Source organism: Saccharicrinis aurantiacus, assembly GCF_001660705.2.
GTDB classification, from domain to species: Bacteria; Bacteroidota; Bacteroidia; order Bacteroidales; family Marinilabiliaceae; genus Saccharicrinis; species Saccharicrinis aurantiacus.
In genome coordinates this window covers 162756-181273 of the sequence record NZ_LYBV02000001.1, presented here as the reverse complement: position 1 = coordinate 181273, position 18518 = coordinate 162756, and the positions used below count along the sequence as shown (strand labels likewise).

Genomic DNA, 18518 nt, shown 5'->3' with positions numbered 1-18518 from the left:
TTCACTTAACTCCAGAAAAACAAGATCCTTATAAATAAATTCCATAATTAAATAACTTAACTTTCGTAGAATCTAATTGGAGTATCCGATCATATTAAGTATTATTACCCTATGAGTGATATAGAAATATTACAACAACTGGGATTAGCTATAGAAGAGCAACAAATCATTTTCTATGACAATTACACCCAAGAGCATAAAATAGATTTTGATAGCTTAAAAGAAGTTACTATCGAAAAAGCATATACGCCTATTCATTCTCGCTTGAGTTATTGGCTTAGTTTTCTAGCAGTGGTAAAAACTCCATTTAGTGTTAGAAGACTATTTAACGTTGAAGATTATCGTGAAAACTACGAATTAGAACTAGAACTAAAAGACGGGAAGGTACTTTCACGTATAGTTAAAGACATAAACCTACATGAGGTAGAATCATTTCTAGATCAAATCAATAAAGCCCTATAAAGCAAAACCTATTTATATAGAATATCTGTTCTAAATAAATAGGTTCATTAAGTTGTAAACTTACACCTTGTAAACAACCAGTAAAAGGTTATTCAATATTCTCTCTTACTTCAGCCAAAAATTCTTGCATCTTCTTGGTATCTTTAGTCTCAATAATTGCTAATAGCTCTTTTAGTTTAAGCCTAATTTGTTCAACCTGTCCGCTTGTGAATGGATTAAATAAAATCTCAGATAATAAATAATCATCTTCACTTAACAGACCCTTGGCAATATCGAAATGCTTTTTAAAGGTAGTACCAGGTGCTTCTTGCTTTTTCATGACCGATGCAAACACAAGAGTTGATGAAAAAGGAATAGACAATGAATATGCAATTGTTTCATCGTGCTCAACAAACGAGTACTCATGTATATTTAGTCCGAGACTACTATAAAAATCTTTGAAAAATGTTTTACCCAAATGATCACCTTCTGAAATAATAATTGAATGGTGATCGCCTAAGCTTTTGAGGTTACCAAAAGTTGGTCCGAACATTGGATGGGTAGAAACATACGGCATACCTGATGCTTCGTAATACTCTTTAAATCCGGTTTTAACCGATGAGATATCAGAAATAATACAAGTTTTAGGTAGGTAAGGAATTACCTCATCAAAAGCCTGAATGGTATACTTTAAAGTAACCGCATTAACTAGAATTTGGGGTGCAAACTCAGTTATTTCTTCGAGCTTTGTAAGACGTTGCGTATTAAAAACGTATTTTAATTTTTCTAAGTTTGGATCGTAAAGGGCTACTTCGTGATCGAGGCATAGTGCATCACTTAACCAAGTCCCCATTTTTCCGGCTCCAAGTATACAGATTTTCATTTTATTTTAAAGTATCAAGATGCAAGTATCAAGACACAAGATGTTTTTCAAGGCCTTACTATACTTTATCTTCATTATTTGTAGAATTAATTTATTTCAAGAATAAGACGCAAATATCAGAGTGATATCTTGATACTTGTGTCTTATTACTTGATACTTAAATTATTTATTCATTATATCGTTCTGACGCGATACAGATTCTTTATGAATACTTTCGAAAAGATCCGTTAAGAACTCGTCTGAAAGACCTAATTTCATACCACGCTCTTTACGGTTATTCATAATCTCATCGTAACGACGAGACTGTAAAATGGTAATATTATTGTCTCTTTTATATTTACCTATTGATTCAGAGATTTCCATTCTTTTTTGAAGAACTTCTAATACTTTAGTATCTAACTCATCGATAGTTAAACGAAGATTATCTAATTCAGTACGTGGCTTCTCACCAATTTTAGGATCACGTAACTCAATTTTTGTTGTAATCTCTTTTAAGTTTTTAGGTGTAACTTGTTGAGATGCATCACTCCATGCTTTCTCAGGACAACGATGTGATTCAATTAATAAACCATCGAAATCAAGATCCATTGCTTCTTGAGAAATCTCGTAAATCAACTCACTTTTTCCACTAATGTGAGATGGATCACAAATAATTGGCAACTCAGGAATACGACGTTTTAACTCAATTGGAATTTGCCATTGTGGATGATTACGGTATTTTGTTTTATCGTAAGTAGAGAAACCACGGTGTATAGCAGCTAATTTAGTAACACCTGCACGGTTGATACGCTCTAAAGCACCAATCCATAACTCAAGATCAGGATTCACTGGATTTTTTACTAACACAGGTATTTCAACACCTTTAAGTGCATCAGCAATCTCTTGAACAGCAAATGGGTTTGCAGTAGTACGAGCTCCAATCCAAAGAATATCAACACCATATTTTAAAGCTTCGAAAACATGGTTTGCATTGGCTACCTCTGTACCAACATACATACCTACTTCTTCTTTCACTCTTTTAAGCCATGGTAAACCTAAAGTTCCAACACCTTCGAAAGCACCCGGACGAGTACGTGGTTTCCATATTCCAGCTCTAAAAATATTGTACCCTTCGGCTTTTAATTGTTTAGCAGTTTCTAAAACCTGCTCTTCTGTTTCTGCACTACATGGTCCTGCAATTACCCACGGACGCTCTAGGTCAAGCCCTGGAAGGCTTATTTTTTCAAGATTTAATTTATCCATCTCTCTTTTATTTTAAGCTGTTCTGTATTTTTATTATTGATTCTTTTAACACTTCTTTATTGGCACACAATGAAATTCTGATGAATTTATCACCTTGACTACCAAATATTGTGCCCGGTGTAATAAAAACATGTGCTTTATTCAAAATTACATCTGACAATTCAATGGCCGAGCTAATATTTTCAGGAATACGAGCCCAAATAAACATACCCGATTGATCTTTATCGTACTTACAATTGAGCATATCCATAATCTTCCATACTAATTCTCTACGCTCAAGGTATTCTTTATTTACCTCACCGTACCAATCTTTTTCAAGACTTAAAGCCTTTACTGCAGCTAATTGTAATGGTTTAAACATTCCGCTATCCATATTACTTTTTACACGTAATATATATTGGATATAACTTGACTTCGCAGCTACCATTCCAACACGCCAACCCGCCATATTATGCGATTTGCTTAATGAGTTTAACTCAATACAAATATCTTTTGCGCCTTTTACTCTAAATATACTAAGTGGCTTGTCATTCAATATAAAGCTGTAAGGGTTATCATTACAGATTAATATATTGTGCTTTTTACCAAAGGCAACTAGTTTTTCAAACAACTCAATAGTAGCGTTGGCACCAGTAGGCATATTGGGGTAATTTACCCACATGAGTTTTACTTTTGATAAATCTTGCTTTTCTAACTCATCAAAATCAGGTTGCCAATTTAACTCCTCCTTAAGTTCATAATTAACCATTTCCGCTTCCACCAAATTAGATACCGAAGCATAAGTAGGATATCCTGGATTTGGCACAAGCACTTTATCGCCTTTATTTAAAAAAGCCATTGAAATATGCATGATACCTTCCTTAGACCCCATTAATGGCAATACCTCTTTTGCAGGATTTAACTCAACACTAAAATGCTTTGAATACCACTTTGAAAATGCTTCGCGTAATTCGGGAATACCAACATAACTCTGATAACCATGATTAGTAGATGCATTAGAAGCCTGTGTTAACTCCGCTAAAACATCCTCATGCGGTGGTCTATCTGGATTACCTATCCCTAGGTTTATAATAGACATGCCTTGCTGACGCTTTTCATCAATTTCTCTTAGCTTTTTAGAAAAGTAATATTCTTTTACTTCGCTAATTCTTTTTGCAGGTTGTATGCTCATTTTATTAGAAGGTTTTTTGTTCTGATAAAGGTTTATTATCGTTACTAACAGTATCGAAAGAACGTTTGCCAACATGATATTCACCTAGGCTTTGCAAACCTTTTGTCAGTGGCTTTATAGCGTCTAATGATTGTTTATATCTTATGTAATCTTCAAATATTAGATCAACGTAAAATAAGTATTCCCACTCCTGCCCTACAACAGGTAATGATTGTATTTTAGTTAAGTTTATGTTATAGAATGCTAATATAGAAAGCACTTTTGATAGACTTCCTTCTGAATGAGGAAGCGCAAATACGATAGACGATTTATTTATTTTATTGTTGATTAATAAATCATCCACTTCCGTTTTTCCTCTATCTGAAACAATTAAAAAACGTGTGAAATTTCGTTTGTTGGTTTCAATATCCTGAGCTATAATTTCCATATTATATTGCTCTGCGGCCAAATCAGGAGCAATAGCAGCAACACCTGTTAGCTGACCATCGTTAATACGCTTTGCACTTAGGGCTGTATCATCAGCAGAAATTAATTTAATGTGGGGATAATCCTTGAAAAACTGACGACATTGAGCGAGTGCCATTGGATGAGAATGCACCTCTGTTATATCTTCAATTTTTTGACCTGGTAAAGTCATTAACTGATGCTTAATACGCAACTTATACTCCCCTATGATAACCAAACCCGAATCTTTAAGCAAAGTATAATTTTCAAGAATACTTCCAACTAAAGTGTTCTCAATAGCCACAATACCGTATATGCTATTGTCGCTTTTTAAAGTATCAAAGAGCTCTGGAAAAGACTCACAAGGAACCATCTCCAAACTATCTTCTTCAAAAAAAGCATTTGCGGCAATCTCATGATTTGAACCGGCACCGCCTTGTATAGCTACTTTTCTTAAGCTCATTCCTATTTCTTCGTTTAATATTGACGTAAAAAAAAAGTCCCACCTGTTATGGTGGGACTTTTATAATTTCTTGTTAGTAATTATATATTATATACCCACCTCTTTTGGATTACAGAAACCAAAAAAGTAAAAATAAAAGCTATAAAAATATGCAATGTGGGTCATCACTAAATCTCTTGTTTTAATTGTAACGCTGACAAAAGTAATAATTATTTTTAGCGGTAAAAATAAATTGATTAAAATTTACCGAATTTTAATGAAATTTGTCATTTGAAACTTCCTATACGTAATAAACTGTTAGCTGCCAATTTCACTCAACTCTAACCAACGCATTTCTTTTTCGTCCAGCTCTGCCATAATTTCATTTAAGCGCTTTGATTTTTCAGTAAGCGTTTCGTTATCCAACGTACCCGAATTCAAACCGTTTTCAATCTCTTCTTTTTCCGCAGATAACGCTTCCAAATTAGCTTCAATCTCTTCCATTTCCTTCTTCTCTTTAAAAGATAATTTCCGAGGCTTTTCTTTTACTTCAGTTTTTGGTTTTGCAGGTTCTTTTACTGCTCGCTCTTGTTTGCGCTTTTCCTTTTCTTCGTTTACTTTAAAATCATGATAAATTGAATAATTTCCTGGGAAATCTTTAATCTCTCCTTGCCCTTCAAAAACAAAAAGATGATCTACAATTTTATCCATAAAATACCTATCGTGCGAAACAATTATAACGCAACCTTTAAAAGCTTGAAGGTATTCTTCTAACAGATTTAAGGTGAAAATATCTAAATCATTGGTAGGCTCATCAAGAATCAGAAAATTTGGATTCTTCATCAATACAGTCATCAAGTACAATCGTTTCTTCTCGCCTCCACTCAATTTATCAACCTGCACATGGTGCATTTCGTTTCCAAATAAAAAGTAACGCAAAAACTGAGCTGGGCCCATTGAATCTCCAGAACCTAATGTAATATTCTCCGAAATTTCAGCAATTACATCAATTACTTTTTTCGACTCATCTATCTTCATTCCATTCTGATGATAGTAACCAACCACAACAGTTTCACCTGTTTCAATGGTTCCTGAATCCGGAGGCAAAGCGCCTGTAATGGTATTTAAGAAGGTTGATTTACCCGTACCATTTTTTCCAATAATACCCAATTTTTCACCTTGGGCAAATTTGTAACTGAAATCCTTTAGTATAGCTAAGTCATCAAAACTCTTATTTATATCAAAACACTCAATAATTTTTTTACCTAACCTAGCTGATTTTATATTCAGATTAATAGACTTCTCTGTTGTTCCGCTATTGGCTTTCTTTTTTAAATCATGAAAAGCATCAATTCTATATTTCGCTTTTGTACCACGAGCCTGTGGTTGACGATTCATCCAATCTTGTTCTTTCTTTAAGAGATTCTTTGCTTTTTCAACTTGCTGTGCTGTTGTAGCAATACGCTCTTCTCTTTTTTCGAGAAAATAGGCATAATTACCCTTATACGGATAGAGTGTTCTATCCGCCATCTCAAGAATTTCGTTACAAACACGATCCAAAAAATACCTATCATGCGTAACCATTATTAAAGTAGCCTTTGAACGTTTCAAGTACTCCTCTAACCATTCTATCATCTCCAAATCAAGGTGATTTGTTGGCTCATCCAATATTAAAAAATCAGGTTCGTTAATTAAAATATTAGCCATAGCAACACGTTTCTTTTGCCCTCCGCTTAGCTGACTAATTTTTTGTTCAAAACGCGTAATTTTAAGTTGAGATAGAATTTGCTTAATACGTGCTTCAAAATCCCAAGCACCTAATTTATCAAGTTGCTCAATTAAATCCCCTAAAGCTTCATGATCTTCATTTGCAAGCGCATTTTCATAAGCCTTAATTGCAATTACCTGAGGATTCTCTGAAGCAAAAATCTCTTCGATTACTGTATTATCGTTATTCAAAACCGGATCTTGTGACAGGTATCCTAAAGAAATTCCTTTACGATAAACAACCGAACCTGTTTCTGCAGGCTTAACTTTACCTAAAATATTGAGCAAAGTTGTTTTACCCTCTCCGTTTCTTGCAATCAATCCAACTTTCTGTCCCTCCGAGATACCAAACGTTAGATTATCAAATAACTTAATCTCTCCCCAGTGCTGCGTTAGGTCTTCAACCGATAAATAATTCATCTTAACTATACTAAATTGTACCTCAAACGGATACGTTTTAAATTACCTTTTTCCTTATTATTACTATATTGTAATAGCTATCAATATTTCAAAAATTATATTTGGTATTGAATTTGCTTTACAAAAGTAGTATAACCATTTAATTTATTGTTATGAATAAGATTTTAGGATTACTTTTAGTACTGATGGTAAGTATTTCAACTATTACTGCTCAAGATAAATTAAGTAAAAAGGAAAAACGCCAGCTTGAAAAATTAGAAGAATTTGAAAAACTACAAGATTTAATTTCAAATAAAAAGTTAGAATTTATTGCAGATAGAGCATTTCCTACCGGGTACCGAAACGTTGATTTAACTACAAACCCTAATTTTCTGCGCATATCTAATGATTCTGCTCATGCAGAAATGCCGTATTTTGGTCGAGCTTTTTCTGCAACTCCAGGCGAAAGAGGTGGCATCCGTTTTGAATCAGAAATGATTGAAAAAAGCATAGAAATAAACGAAAAGAAAATGAAGGTAACTTTAATCTTTGAAATTAAAGATGATGGCAAAAATTACAGGTGTATTCTTGATATGTTTGGAGGTGGGTCTGCCAGCCTATCTGTTGGATCCGACCACTTACAACAAATTTCTTACAATGGAAATATAGAAGAATATACACCAGAAGAAGAAAAATAAACTCCTCTAGTTCAACAATAACAAGCTCTTACTATACACTAAATTATTGAATGGTATAATTTAGTGTATATGATAATAATTGTTTTCATATATTTGCACCCGATATTAGACATTGCAAATACACTTCAGAACCCTACCACACTAACAAGCTGACATTGCTATAGTAAGAAAGGTTCTGATTTTTAAACCAACTATGAAAACATTAAATTATCTATTATTAAGTTGTTTGTTTTTAACATCATGCAAAAACGACAGTTCTGAGATTACTTACAATTCACCTAATAAACAAAACATTAGCATTAATGTAATAGGTCAGAATGCTGAATTATTTATTAATGAAGAAAAAGTAAGTTCTTCAAACTTATCAATTGATATTAATACCATCAAAAAAGAAAGCTTTGCCATATATGCACAAATTGAAAATAAGGGTAAATTATTCCAAGATTCAAAGCAAATAAATAAACTTACCATTACCAATAAAAACATAGTATTGGATCCATTAAGTAACATTGGATCACTTGAACTATCCTTATTTCAAGAAGAAACAGACAACAACTCCGTTACTCCTATGGAAAACACTGAAGTTGCCCTAATAACAAGTAAAATTGCTAACATGTTATGGGAAAATAATTCGATGACATCTCAAAACATCCGACAGAATTCTATAGAAATATTGAATACCAATAAAGATGGACTTGTAATTTTTAATGATATCCCCGTTTCTTTTGATACATATTTCTTTATGATATTACCTAAAGACGATTCTGAGTTAATTTGGATAAACTACTATTTAACAAAAGGTGAACATGAATTATCTAGAACTTTTATAAGATAATATCATCTAAAAAGCAGTGCATTAAATTTTTGATGAATTTATTTAATGGTATAATTTTATTGATTCACCAAATTTTATTGTTCATCTATCATGCTAATGAAACCTTATTTAACCCTTTTACGTTAATCGATAGCAAAAGAATATATTATCTAGAGTACATTTTTTTTGAAATATGAGAGTTAAAGATAAAAATAAGACGATTGCAATATATAATGCAGTTATGTTTCTTGTTGAAAAAGAAGGATTTGGAGGGTTAACAATGAGTAAAATAGCCAAACAAGCTAAATTGGCTACAGGTACTCTCTATATTTATTTTGAATCGAAAGAATTACTAATTAACGCTCTTTATCTTGAACTACAAGAGAATGCAGCCTCTCGGTTTTTAGCTAACTTTGATAAAACTGCTCCTTTTAAAAATAAAATAAAAGGTATTTGGATTAACTATTTTAACCACAGAATTGAATTCCATAAAGAAAGCGTTTTTCTTGAACAGTATTACCGCTCTCCGTACATTAGTGAGGAACAACGCAGAATTGCACACGACTTAAAAAAACCTATTATCAACCTATTAAAAGAAGGCCAAAAGGAAGGCGAAGTGAAATCTAATATTGACGCTGCTTTATTATTTTACTCAATGCTTGGCTTTATAAGAGAAATTGCTGCCGAACACTTCTTAGGCACCTACACTATTTCGGATCAGACGATAGAGGAAGCTTTTGAATTAAGTTGGAATGGAATAAAAAAATAGGAAATCCAAGTAATTGGATTTCCATAACTTAATATTTTATAAGTCCCACAGATTTTCAAGAGTAACAGGACTACCTTCTATCGCAAAGAAACTCCCGTTCACATACCTTCTGTTTTTGTTTACAGCTTTAACTTGAGCCATTTCGTGTTCTGTCAATGATAAATCAACAGAATCTAAATTCTGTTTTAATCGGGCAGGATTAACTGATTTTGGTATAACTGAAATAGACCTTTGCATTGCCCACGCTAAAATCAACTGAGCAATAGAAACACCCTTTTCTTTTGCCAGCTCCGTTAGTTTTATATCCTCTAATAAAACAGGTTCATCTGCTGTTTTTAAACCTTGTGGTCGATCTGAAGATCCCAATGGAGAATAAGCCATAACATGCACATCTGCACTTTGGCAATAATCCACCAAATCATCTTGTTGAAAATACGGGTGAAGCTCAACCTGATTTAAACATGGTTTTATTTTGCAGTTACTTATCAGGTCTTTTAATTTTTTAATACTAAAATTACTCACTCCAATATTCTTACTCAAACCCAAAGCATACGCCTCTTCCATACCCAACCAAGTATCCGCAATTGGTTGATCCGCTAACGAAACAAAATCTTCAGGTTTAGAGGCTGCTGGCACCTCCTTTTTGAATGGTACCGGCCAATGAATTAAGTATAAATCAAGATAATCTAATTGAAGATCAGACAATGTTTGCTTTATGGCAGTAACAACATTACTCTTCCCGTGCATATTATTCCATAATTTAGAAGTCACCCACAACTCTTCCCTTGTTACAACTCCCTCACTAATTGATTCTGAAATTGCCTTACCTACTTCTGATTCGTTTCCGTAAACAGCTGCGCAATCAATATGTCTATATCCTAACTTAAGCGCTTCCTTTACTGCATTGTATACATCACCGGGTGCCGATTTCCATGTACCCAAACCCAAAATAGGCATATCGCCATTCGTAAATTCTAAAGTCTTCATAGTATTCTTATTTATTCAGAAAGCAAGGTAGCACCTTTCTTACATATTTAACAAAAAATACAAGAAAGATAGCAATACTTCTATCAGCATATTTTACGACTCTTGCTTTGTTGCTGCTAATACAATTTCGCGCACATTTACACCTTGAGGTTGATTAAAAGCATACCATATTGCATTCGCAATATCTTCAGGTTTTAAAACCCCACCCATTTCTTCTTTCCAAACATTATAACCAGCTTTAATTTCGTCAGAAGTAGTGTGCGATAACAACTCGGTTTCAACAGCTCCTGGAGCAATGGTAACCATACGTACATTAAATGGAGCTGCTTCTTCTCTTGCATTCTCAGTTATAGCATGAACTCCAAATTTAGTACCTGTATATGCGGCATGATTCGGAAAAGTTTTTCGCCCAGCAATTGAACTAACATTTATAATAGTTCCACCTTTACGCGCTTTCATCTGCGGTAAAACAGCCTGCATACCATTAAGAACTCCTATAATATTTACATCAAACATTCTTTTCCACTCTTGTGGATCTTGTGTTGTTAAATCCCCTAACAACATAACTCCCGCATTGTTAACAATCGCTTCCGCTGTACCATACTTTTTTTCAGCATCTGCAACAGCATCTTTTACAGCAGCAATATCAGTAACATCCACCTTTTTACAAATGGTATTGGGTAAAGAAAGAGCTTCTAACTTTTCAACTCTTCGTGCTAATAGTAAAAGAGAATATCCTTCTTTTGAGAACAACTGAGCTGTAGCAGCCCCAATTCCAGAACTTGCTCCTGTAATAACAATTAATTTATTATTAGTTTTCATAATGATATATTTTTAAAACCACTTTAACTTCCACATACATCCCCAACTCTTTATTATTAGCAATGTATAAGCAATCCATTTTTATATGAATTATTATATTACAAAGGTATAGCTTAACTTTACCCGCTCAAAATACTATTTTTATATAGCTATTATAAGTTATAATTATGGATGAAAGACTACTCCGTTTTTTCGTAGCTGTTTACGAAGAAAAAAACCTATCACGCGCAGCAGAGAAGTGCTTTGTTTCTCAACCTAATATTTCCAACGGAATAAAACAATTGGAAGAGCTGATTGGTAAACCTCTTTTTAATAGACACAAACGTGGGGTTGAATTAAAAGAGGATGCACATTACTTATACCCTATTGCCAAACGCATTATTGGTGAATTACAGTCAATTCCTGAAATATTTAGAGAGGGATCTTTAAAACAAAAAGTAGTTGTTGGTATTGCTGATAGTATTTCTCAACACTACAAACGAAGTTTCTTTAATATATTATCGAATGAAATAAATAATATTGAATGGGACTTAAGACCAATGGCGCAAGAATGCGAACTTAATATTTTAGTTAGAGAATGGAAGTTTGAGTCTCATCACTTTTTACCTCTTTGGAAAGAAAATTACGTATTGTGCATCCCCGAAAATCACCCATTAGCAGAAAAAGACATTATTGATTTAATTGACTTGAAGAATCAACCTTTTATTCATTGTCCTCCTTGCGAAGCACACCAACAAAGCCTATCTATTTTAAATACAACTGGAGACAAATGGAATACTGTAGCAAATTGCGCCACAAAAACGGATGTATTAACCATGCTGATGGCTGGTTTAGGGATTTCTTTTCTCCCCGAATATTTAATAGAAGGTGCTAAAGGATTTGTTGTAAAACCTTATAATGGACCAAAATATTACAGAGAAATTGGATTATCTTATGCTAAAGACAGTTTAAATAACCCTGCAGTAAAACAAATAATTGAACACTATTCAAAATAAATTATAGAAGAACAAACTAAATATATGTAATTTGACTTAACACCTTTAAAAACCCCGAAAAGATACCAATGAGCAATATATATACAAAAGAATTTGAAGTAAGCACCTACGATGTTGATATAAATCAAAACATAAGAATCAGCCGAATTTTTGCCTTCTTCCAGGAAGTGGCTTGGCTTCATGCTGAAGAGTTACAGTTTGGATTCTTCCACCTAAAGGAAAATCACAATTCATTCTGGGCTCTAAGCCGATTACACATCAATGTAAATAAATATCCTAAATGGAACGATAAAGTTACCTTAAGAACATGGACTGTAAGCGCCAACCGACTTTTTGCACGGAGAGACTTTGAAGTAATTTTAAACGATACTGTTTGTGCAAAAGGTAGTTCTGATTGGATTATAGCCGATTTAGAAAGCCGAGTTTTACAAGACCCTTCAAAGATACTTGCTACAATTCCTTATGTTTTTGGAGAAGGTTTAAGTGAAGTATCAACAGAACGAATAAAACCCACCAAACTTTCCTTAAAAGACGAATGCATAAGAAAGGTAAGATACAATGATTTAGATATGAACAACCACCTAAACAGCATTCGCTATTTAGATTGGGTACTCGACTGCCTACCCCGCGATTGGCATATTAACAACAAAGTAACCAATGTATCAATTAACTACATGCATGAGGTAGCTTGTGAACAGGAAGTACGAATTAATTATACACAAATAAAGGAGGCTGCATGCACTTATCAATTTATCGGCATCAATAAAAATACAAATATCAACTCCTTTCTAATGGAAGTATCATTTGAAAAAATATTATTGTGATTCTACAAATTCTCATCCCTTAATTATAGGCCAAAGATTATTCTATTACATTTTTTGATAATACTATATTCTCCTATCTTTACACGGCTCAAACCTCATCGATTCATATGGATATTTTATAAACCCATAAGGATTGATGTTAAGCATTTTATAAACTAAAAAGATTTAAGTGAGTAAAACCACATCAGACAAATCTGTCGTACAGTTACTTGTACAACAATGTATAAAAAAAGGAATCCGCGAGGTTGTAATCTCTCCAGGATCAAGAAATGCTCCATTAATAATAGCATTTAACGCTATTGAAAACATTGAATGTTTCACTATAGTTGATGAACGAAGCGCTGCCTTCGTAGCACTTGGTATGGCACAACAACTGCGCCGCCCGGTTGCCATAATATGCACCAGCGGAACTGCAGCTTTAAATTATGCACCAGCAATTGCTGAAGCATATTATCAAGAGATTCCTCTAGTTGTTCTCACAGCAGATAGACCAAAAGAATGGGTAGGTCAAGCCGATGGTCAAACAATCGATCAAAGTAACATTTTTAGCAATTACATTAAGCATAGTATTGACCTGCCTGTAAAGATTGCTCATGATGATGATGCATGGTACGCCAACAGGTCAATATCCGAAGCACTGAATAACACCATGCATCCCGTGCCTGCCCCTGTGCATATTAATATTCCTTTACGCGAACCTTTATACGGAAGAACTGCCGCTGAAAAAAGAGTATCGCGACCAATTGAACAGTTAATTCCGGAACAGACTTTAAGCGCAGATCAAATACAAGAATTAGCCACAAAATGGAATAAAGCAGAGTCCGTAATGATTGTCGCAGGAGTTTTAGCTCCTTGTGAAAAAATGAGCCAAGTGCTTAGTCACTTAGGCCAACTATCAAATACAGTATTCTTAACTGAAACAACAACAAATCAATTTTGCGATAATTTCATCACTTGTATCGATAGGCAAATATTCTCTATTGACGAAGATGAAGCTGCTTTATTTAAGCCAAGCTTATTAATCTCATTGGGCGGACAAATTGTTAGTAAAAAGATAAAAGAATTCTTACGTAACAATCCTCCAAAAGAACATTGGCACATTTCTCAATCCGATAAAGTTATTGATACTTTTCAACGTTTAAGCCTATCAGTAAAAATGGATGCTTATGAGTTTTTCTCTCAAGTAGCATCGCACTTAAAGGTTGAAACCGGCAGATTTAAAGATATTTGGCAAAAGCGCTCGTTAAAAAACCAAGCTTTACACGAGCAGTTTATTGAGCAAACAAAGTGGAGTGATTTAAAAGCACTAAATCACATCTTTACCCATTTGCCAGAAAAATCTCAATTACAATTGGCCAACAGCACTCCTGTTCGTTACGCGCAGCTGTTCCAAGACGATATTAAGGTTCACTCTTTTGCCAATAGAGGCACAAGTGGTATTGACGGTAGCGTAAGTACTGCTGTTGGAGCATCAATTAACTCTGAGAACCCAACTATCCTTATTACGGGAGATCTTAGTTTTATGTATGATTCAAATGGTTTATGGAATTCGTATTTGAAAAAGAACTTTAAAGTAATTGTTATCAATAATGGTGGTGGTGGAATTTTCAGATTCATTCCTGGGCCATCAGATTCACCAGAATTGGAGCAATTCTTCGAAGCCAAGCACCAATATAAAGCAGAACATCTTGCTTATACCTATGGATTAGATTATTTTAGCGCATCATCACTTGAGGAACTAGAAGATACTTATAATAACTTCGTAAACAACAACACCAAAGCTTCATTACTTGAGGTTTTTACACCTGGAGATATTAACGGTAAGATACTTCGTAATTACTTTAAGAATTTTAGTAACAATAGATAATATAAAACACACGATATGAGTAAATATAACTGGGAATCTATAAAGGAGTATTCCGATATCAAATTTGAATTCTTCGAAGGCATTGCCAAACTAACAATCAACAGGCCTGAAGTATACAATGCTTTTCGTCCGGAAACAATTATGCAATTATTAGAAGCCATTGAGGTTTGTCGTGAACGCCAAGATATTAGCGTAGTTGTGCTTACCGGAATTGGAGATAAAGCATTTTGTTCTGGTGGCGACCAAAAGGTTAAAGGTGTAGGTGGCTATATTGACGAACATGGCGTACCTCGATTGAATGTATTGGATTTACATAAAAAAATTAAATCGTTACCTAAGCCTGTTATAGCTATGGTAAACGGATACGCTATAGGCGGAGGACATGTATTACACGTTGTATGCGACCTTACCATTGCATCTGACAATGCTCGCTTCGGGCAAACTGGTCCTAAAGTAGGAAGTTTTGATGCTGGCTTTGGCTCATCTTATTTAGCTAGCCACGTAGGGCAGAAGAAAGCCCGTGAAATTTGGTTCTTATGCGAACAATACACTGCTGCAGAAGCTGAAACAATGGGTATGGTTAACAAAGTGGTACCTCTAGAAGATTTAGAAGATACTACTGTTGAATGGTGCAGAACAATAATGAAACGCAGTCCATTGGCATTACGCATGATTAAAAGAGGATTAAATGCTGAATTAGATGGACAACATGGTATTATGGAAATGGCTGGTGATGCTACTTTAATGTATTACCTAATGGAGGAAGCGCAGGAAGGAAAACATGCATTTCTTGAGAAACGTGATCCTGACTTTAAACAGTTCCCAAAGTTCCCGTAACAAAAGAAAACTTATATACAAAAAGAGCTTGTCAACTTTATTAAGTGACAAGCTCTTTTTGTATGAATGAAATAGCGATTTCCTGAAGCAGAAAACCTCAAGATAAAAGCATCTAATAAATTACTTAATTTTTAAGACAACAATTAGTCTATTTAATACAATTTCTATAATTCCGAAAGCAATACCAATACTACCAAAAACAGTAAGGTTGTGTATAATATGCTCAGCATCTCCTGTTATAACAAGATTCCCCAACTCAGTATAAACCTGATAAAATGACATTACTAAAAGCGACATCAATACACACTCAATTATTAAGATTAATGCGTAATGAGGGTTCTGCTTTATATTATATATTAAATCAACAGTTATCCTCGTTAAGGATATCAAAAACGTTATTAAAATAAGCGTAATAGCATACTCTCTTGCAGCATCCAATGTGACTGCACTATTATAATAGGCCAAAAAACCAACAGCCATTAAAACAAATGATGCCACATTTAAAAACAAACGCAAAAAACTAAAAATTGTGATTGGTTCTTTTTTTAACACAAACATACCTGCAATAGTCATAAATGAAGCAAACAGATACAACATTGATAATATCAACATTAAAGGCTCAAATGTATTTGGCTTATTGGTTAATGCAAACACACCTAGTATTATTAAAAATACTCCTCTAAAAGAGAACCCCCACGGGTTTTCTAAACTATATGACTTCTCCATAATTCTTTTTCTTTAATTAGTTGTTTATTCAGTTTAGGAAACATGAACTTAATTATATTGTTCACTATTTTATGGTTTGAATATAGCCAAACTGTTAGAATAAAAAAAGGGAAGCTTTCGCTTCCCTTTTTCAATATATTGACTTATATATTTTAATTTATCATCATAGGCATTAAAAGCATTAGCTCATCCTCAGGCCCATCATTTTCTAAAGGCAAAAAGATCCCTGCTCTTGCAGGATCTGCTAACTCCATCACAATCTCTTCTGACGAGATATTATCTAATAATTCAGCTAAAAATGCTGATTTAAAACCAATTTCTATTGCATCACCACTATACTGACAACTTAAGTTTTCATATGCTGAGATAGAAAAATCAATATCCTGCGCAGATACCATCATCTTATCTCCAGTAATGGATAACTTCACTAAGTTGCTAGCTTGATTTGAAAATAGAGAAACTCTACCCAAAGTATTTACAACCTCCTGGCGATTAACAATAATTTTATTCGGATTATCTTGAGGTATTACAGCATTATAACTTGGATAATTACCTTCTACCAAACGGCAAACTAAACGATGATTCTCCATAACGAAGAATGCATTTTTATCATCAAACTCAATTGTTACATCACCATCTTCTTTTACCAAAACACTCTTTAAAAATGAAGCTGGCTTTTTAGGTAAAATAAATGAAGAGCTAAACTCAGTTGTAGCATCCATACGCTGATAACGAACTAATTTATGAGAATCACTCGCTACAAATGTTAAATTCTCTGGAGACATCTCCATTAAAATACCATTCATCACTGGTCGTAATTCATCGTCAGCAGTGGCAAACAAAGTTTTATTAATACCTGCTAATAAAACTGATGCTGGCAATAATAAATTCGATGATTTATCTTTATCCACTTCTGGAATCTCAGGAAACTCATCTCCACTTAATCCAACAACACTATACTTACCTCTATCCGTAAGAATATCAACAGCTAATGAATCGTTGTTAATATCAAAACTTATGGGTTGCTCTGGGAATTTTTTAAGCGTTTCAAGCAATATTTTAGCTGGCAATGCCACTAAACCTTCACCTTCGCTATTATCAAGAGACATTGATGTTACCATTGTAGACTCTAAATCAGAAGCCGTAATGGTTAGTTTATCCCCTGCTAATTCGAATAAAATATTTTCTAAAATAGGAATTGAACTTTTATTGCTAACAACACGACTTACGGCTTGTAAGTGATAAAGAAGTTCGGAACTTGAAACAACAAATTTCATTATATGAATTTTTATTTTACTGATTACTACTTGTCTGCTCGTTAAAAATCAAAGACTTAAAAAGCAGGTGAAATTTTAATAAGCATTGGTAATTATAAGAGAATTCTTTGAGTTTAGCAAGCCTATTTTGAGCTAGTTATTACAATTTTTCAACATCCGGTCAAAAAAAGTAAAGTCGAGAATTTGATAGCTACTTTTTAATAAAAAATGAGGCTTTTCGTAAAATTGGATCTACTTGTATAAAGGAAACAACTCCCCATTCTTTAGATTCAGATACATTAACCAGCAGTTCACTTTTTGAAACCTCACCTGATTGAAGAAACTGATAAAACTGTATCTTATGATTTTTACCTAATTTTTCTCTTATTGATAAATCACATAACTTTTGTCCTATGCAAGTATCTACTTTAGAAATCCGACGAGATAGTTCGAGGTGCTTAAACTCATATAAGTAAAACTTGGCTATATCATTATCAAGAACCTTGCTATTATTACTTTTTACAATTATCTCTTCATCCTCTTGACTGATTACAAATGAATCATCATTATTGGCCCAAACCATATTTACGTTTTCAATGGATTCCTTCTGAAGTGAAAACAAAGTTTTATTTCTCCAAAATATTGGATTTACGAGGTCATTCGAGAATATATAATCAGCTTCGGCTGAGTCGTACAATACATTAGGATATTTGGCCTTATTACGATAAGCGTACAATATATTATGATCTTGCTGCAAAAAGACTTCATAAGTTTCATTCCCTTCTGATTTTGCAGTTATCCGAGTTCCAACTTGTTTAATGCTATTTTTTACAGTTTCGCCTTTAGGTCCGGTTAAGGGGTATCGCACAGATAGGTTAGATAAGTAGTCTTTCAACATATCTACCTTGAGCTTAGAAACCTCTAAACCATCATTTAACGACCACAACTCTCCTTGTTTTGAAATTTGGAGCGAATCGTCACCAGATACAATAAAAATATCCGTCCAACTATTCACCTTATCAGCCTTAAGATCTAAAGCTTTTTTCATTGTGCCTGAATTAGACCTAAACATAAAGAAAAGAACCAACCCTACAAGTATTACAAAGGCAACTAATATTTTAGTGCGCATATTGG

The 18518-nt window shown here is 33.8% G+C and carries 18 protein-coding genes; 8 read left to right on the top strand and 10 right to left on the bottom strand.

The annotated features are described in order from the left end of the window. The first annotated feature begins 111 nt into the window (after positions 1 to 111). On the top strand, positions 112 to 462 hold the full coding sequence (locus A8B35_RS00735; protein WP_075601677.1) for a hypothetical protein: 351 nt from the start codon (positions 112 to 114) through the stop codon (positions 460 to 462). A gap of 88 nt (positions 463 to 550) precedes the next feature. Here A8B35_RS00735 and A8B35_RS00730 read toward each other — a convergent pair whose 3' ends face one another. The 5 genes from A8B35_RS00730 to A8B35_RS00710 all read right to left on the bottom strand — a co-directional run bounded on the left by A8B35_RS00730 (position 551) and on the right by A8B35_RS00710 (position 6810). Beyond that, positions 551 to 1324, bottom strand: a complete 774-nt coding sequence (locus A8B35_RS00730; protein WP_075601676.1) for a prephenate dehydrogenase/arogenate dehydrogenase family protein — start codon at positions 1322 to 1324, stop codon at positions 551 to 553. A gap of 162 nt (positions 1325 to 1486) precedes the next feature. Continuing rightward, positions 1487 to 2566: a bifunctional 3-deoxy-7-phosphoheptulonate synthase/chorismate mutase type II gene (locus A8B35_RS00725; RefSeq protein ID WP_075601675.1), complete on the bottom strand. Its 1080-nt coding sequence runs from the start codon at positions 2564 to 2566 to the stop codon at positions 1487 to 1489. Between the two features lie 7 nt (positions 2567 to 2573). Next, a complete protein-coding gene (locus A8B35_RS00720) occupies positions 2574 to 3737 on the bottom strand; it encodes a pyridoxal phosphate-dependent aminotransferase (protein ID WP_075601674.1) in 1164 nt (387 codons plus the stop codon). 4 nt (positions 3738 to 3741) lie between these two features. Continuing rightward, a complete protein-coding gene (locus tag A8B35_RS00715; RefSeq protein ID WP_075601673.1) occupies positions 3742 to 4644 on the bottom strand; it encodes a prephenate dehydratase in 903 nt (300 codons plus the stop codon). Between the two features lie 297 nt (positions 4645 to 4941). Continuing rightward, complete coding sequence (locus tag A8B35_RS00710; protein WP_075601672.1) at positions 4942 to 6810, bottom strand: ABC-F family ATP-binding cassette domain-containing protein; 1869 nt, start codon at positions 6808 to 6810, stop codon at positions 4942 to 4944. A 152-nt stretch (positions 6811 to 6962) separates the two neighbouring features. Here A8B35_RS00710 and A8B35_RS00705 point away from each other — a divergent pair, with 152 nt between their 5' ends. From A8B35_RS00705 to A8B35_RS00695, 3 genes are all read left to right on the top strand, one after another. After that, a complete protein-coding gene (locus A8B35_RS00705; RefSeq protein ID WP_075601671.1) occupies positions 6963 to 7487 on the top strand; it encodes a DUF4251 domain-containing protein in 525 nt (174 codons plus the stop codon). Between the two features lie 193 nt (positions 7488 to 7680). Further along, positions 7681 to 8322, top strand: coding sequence for a hypothetical protein (locus tag A8B35_RS00700; protein ID WP_075601670.1), 642 nt, complete (start codon positions 7681 to 7683; stop codon positions 8320 to 8322). 220 nt (positions 8323 to 8542) lie between these two features. Then, on the top strand, positions 8543 to 9070 hold the full coding sequence (locus tag A8B35_RS00695; RefSeq protein WP_171973129.1) for a TetR/AcrR family transcriptional regulator: 528 nt from the start codon (positions 8543 to 8545) through the stop codon (positions 9068 to 9070). Between the two features lie 36 nt (positions 9071 to 9106). On the opposite strand, the gene A8B35_RS00690 is transcribed toward A8B35_RS00695, so the two are convergent. Beyond that, on the bottom strand, positions 9107 to 10057 hold the full coding sequence (locus A8B35_RS00690) for an aldo/keto reductase (RefSeq protein WP_075601668.1): 951 nt from the start codon (positions 10055 to 10057) through the stop codon (positions 9107 to 9109). A gap of 93 nt (positions 10058 to 10150) precedes the next feature. Further along, on the bottom strand, positions 10151 to 10879 hold the full coding sequence (locus tag A8B35_RS00685; protein WP_075601667.1) for an SDR family oxidoreductase: 729 nt from the start codon (positions 10877 to 10879) through the stop codon (positions 10151 to 10153). Between the two features lie 167 nt (positions 10880 to 11046). On the opposite strand from A8B35_RS00685, the gene A8B35_RS00680 reads away from it, so the two are divergent. The 4 genes from A8B35_RS00680 to menB all read left to right on the top strand — a co-directional run bounded on the left by A8B35_RS00680 (position 11047) and on the right by menB (position 15402). Beyond that, positions 11047 to 11874, top strand: a complete 828-nt coding sequence (locus A8B35_RS00680) for a LysR family transcriptional regulator (RefSeq protein WP_075601666.1) — start codon at positions 11047 to 11049, stop codon at positions 11872 to 11874. A 68-nt stretch (positions 11875 to 11942) separates the two neighbouring features. Beyond that, a complete protein-coding gene (locus tag A8B35_RS00675) occupies positions 11943 to 12698 on the top strand; it encodes an acyl-[acyl-carrier-protein] thioesterase (protein WP_075601665.1) in 756 nt (251 codons plus the stop codon). 169 nt (positions 12699 to 12867) lie between these two features. Further along, positions 12868 to 14565 carry a 2-succinyl-5-enolpyruvyl-6-hydroxy-3-cyclohexene-1-carboxylic-acid synthase gene (gene menD, locus A8B35_RS00670; protein WP_075601664.1) on the top strand — a complete coding sequence of 566 codons (1698 nt, stop codon included), beginning with the start codon at positions 12868 to 12870 and terminating at the stop codon, positions 14563 to 14565. 15 nt (positions 14566 to 14580) lie between these two features. Further along, positions 14581 to 15402 (top strand): 1,4-dihydroxy-2-naphthoyl-CoA synthase, encoded by an 822-nt coding sequence (gene menB, locus A8B35_RS00665; RefSeq protein WP_075601663.1) that lies wholly within the window; start codon positions 14581 to 14583, stop codon positions 15400 to 15402. A gap of 120 nt (positions 15403 to 15522) precedes the next feature. Here the strand turns inward: menB and A8B35_RS00660 are convergent, their stop codons facing one another. The 3 genes from A8B35_RS00660 to A8B35_RS00650 form a co-directional block, all read right to left on the bottom strand. Further along, the gene (locus A8B35_RS00660) at positions 15523 to 16128 is read right to left on the bottom strand and encodes a hypothetical protein (RefSeq protein WP_075601662.1); all 606 of its coding nucleotides are present in this window, start codon (positions 16126 to 16128) and stop codon (positions 15523 to 15525) included. Between the two features lie 152 nt (positions 16129 to 16280). Further along, positions 16281 to 17405 carry a DNA polymerase III subunit beta gene (gene dnaN, locus A8B35_RS00655; RefSeq protein WP_075601661.1) on the bottom strand — a complete coding sequence of 375 codons (1125 nt, stop codon included), beginning with the start codon at positions 17403 to 17405 and terminating at the stop codon, positions 16281 to 16283. A 190-nt stretch (positions 17406 to 17595) separates the two neighbouring features. Beyond that, positions 17596 to 18513, bottom strand: a complete 918-nt coding sequence (locus A8B35_RS00650) for a hypothetical protein (RefSeq protein WP_075601660.1) — start codon at positions 18511 to 18513, stop codon at positions 17596 to 17598. Positions 18514 to 18518: the final 5 nt, after the last annotated feature.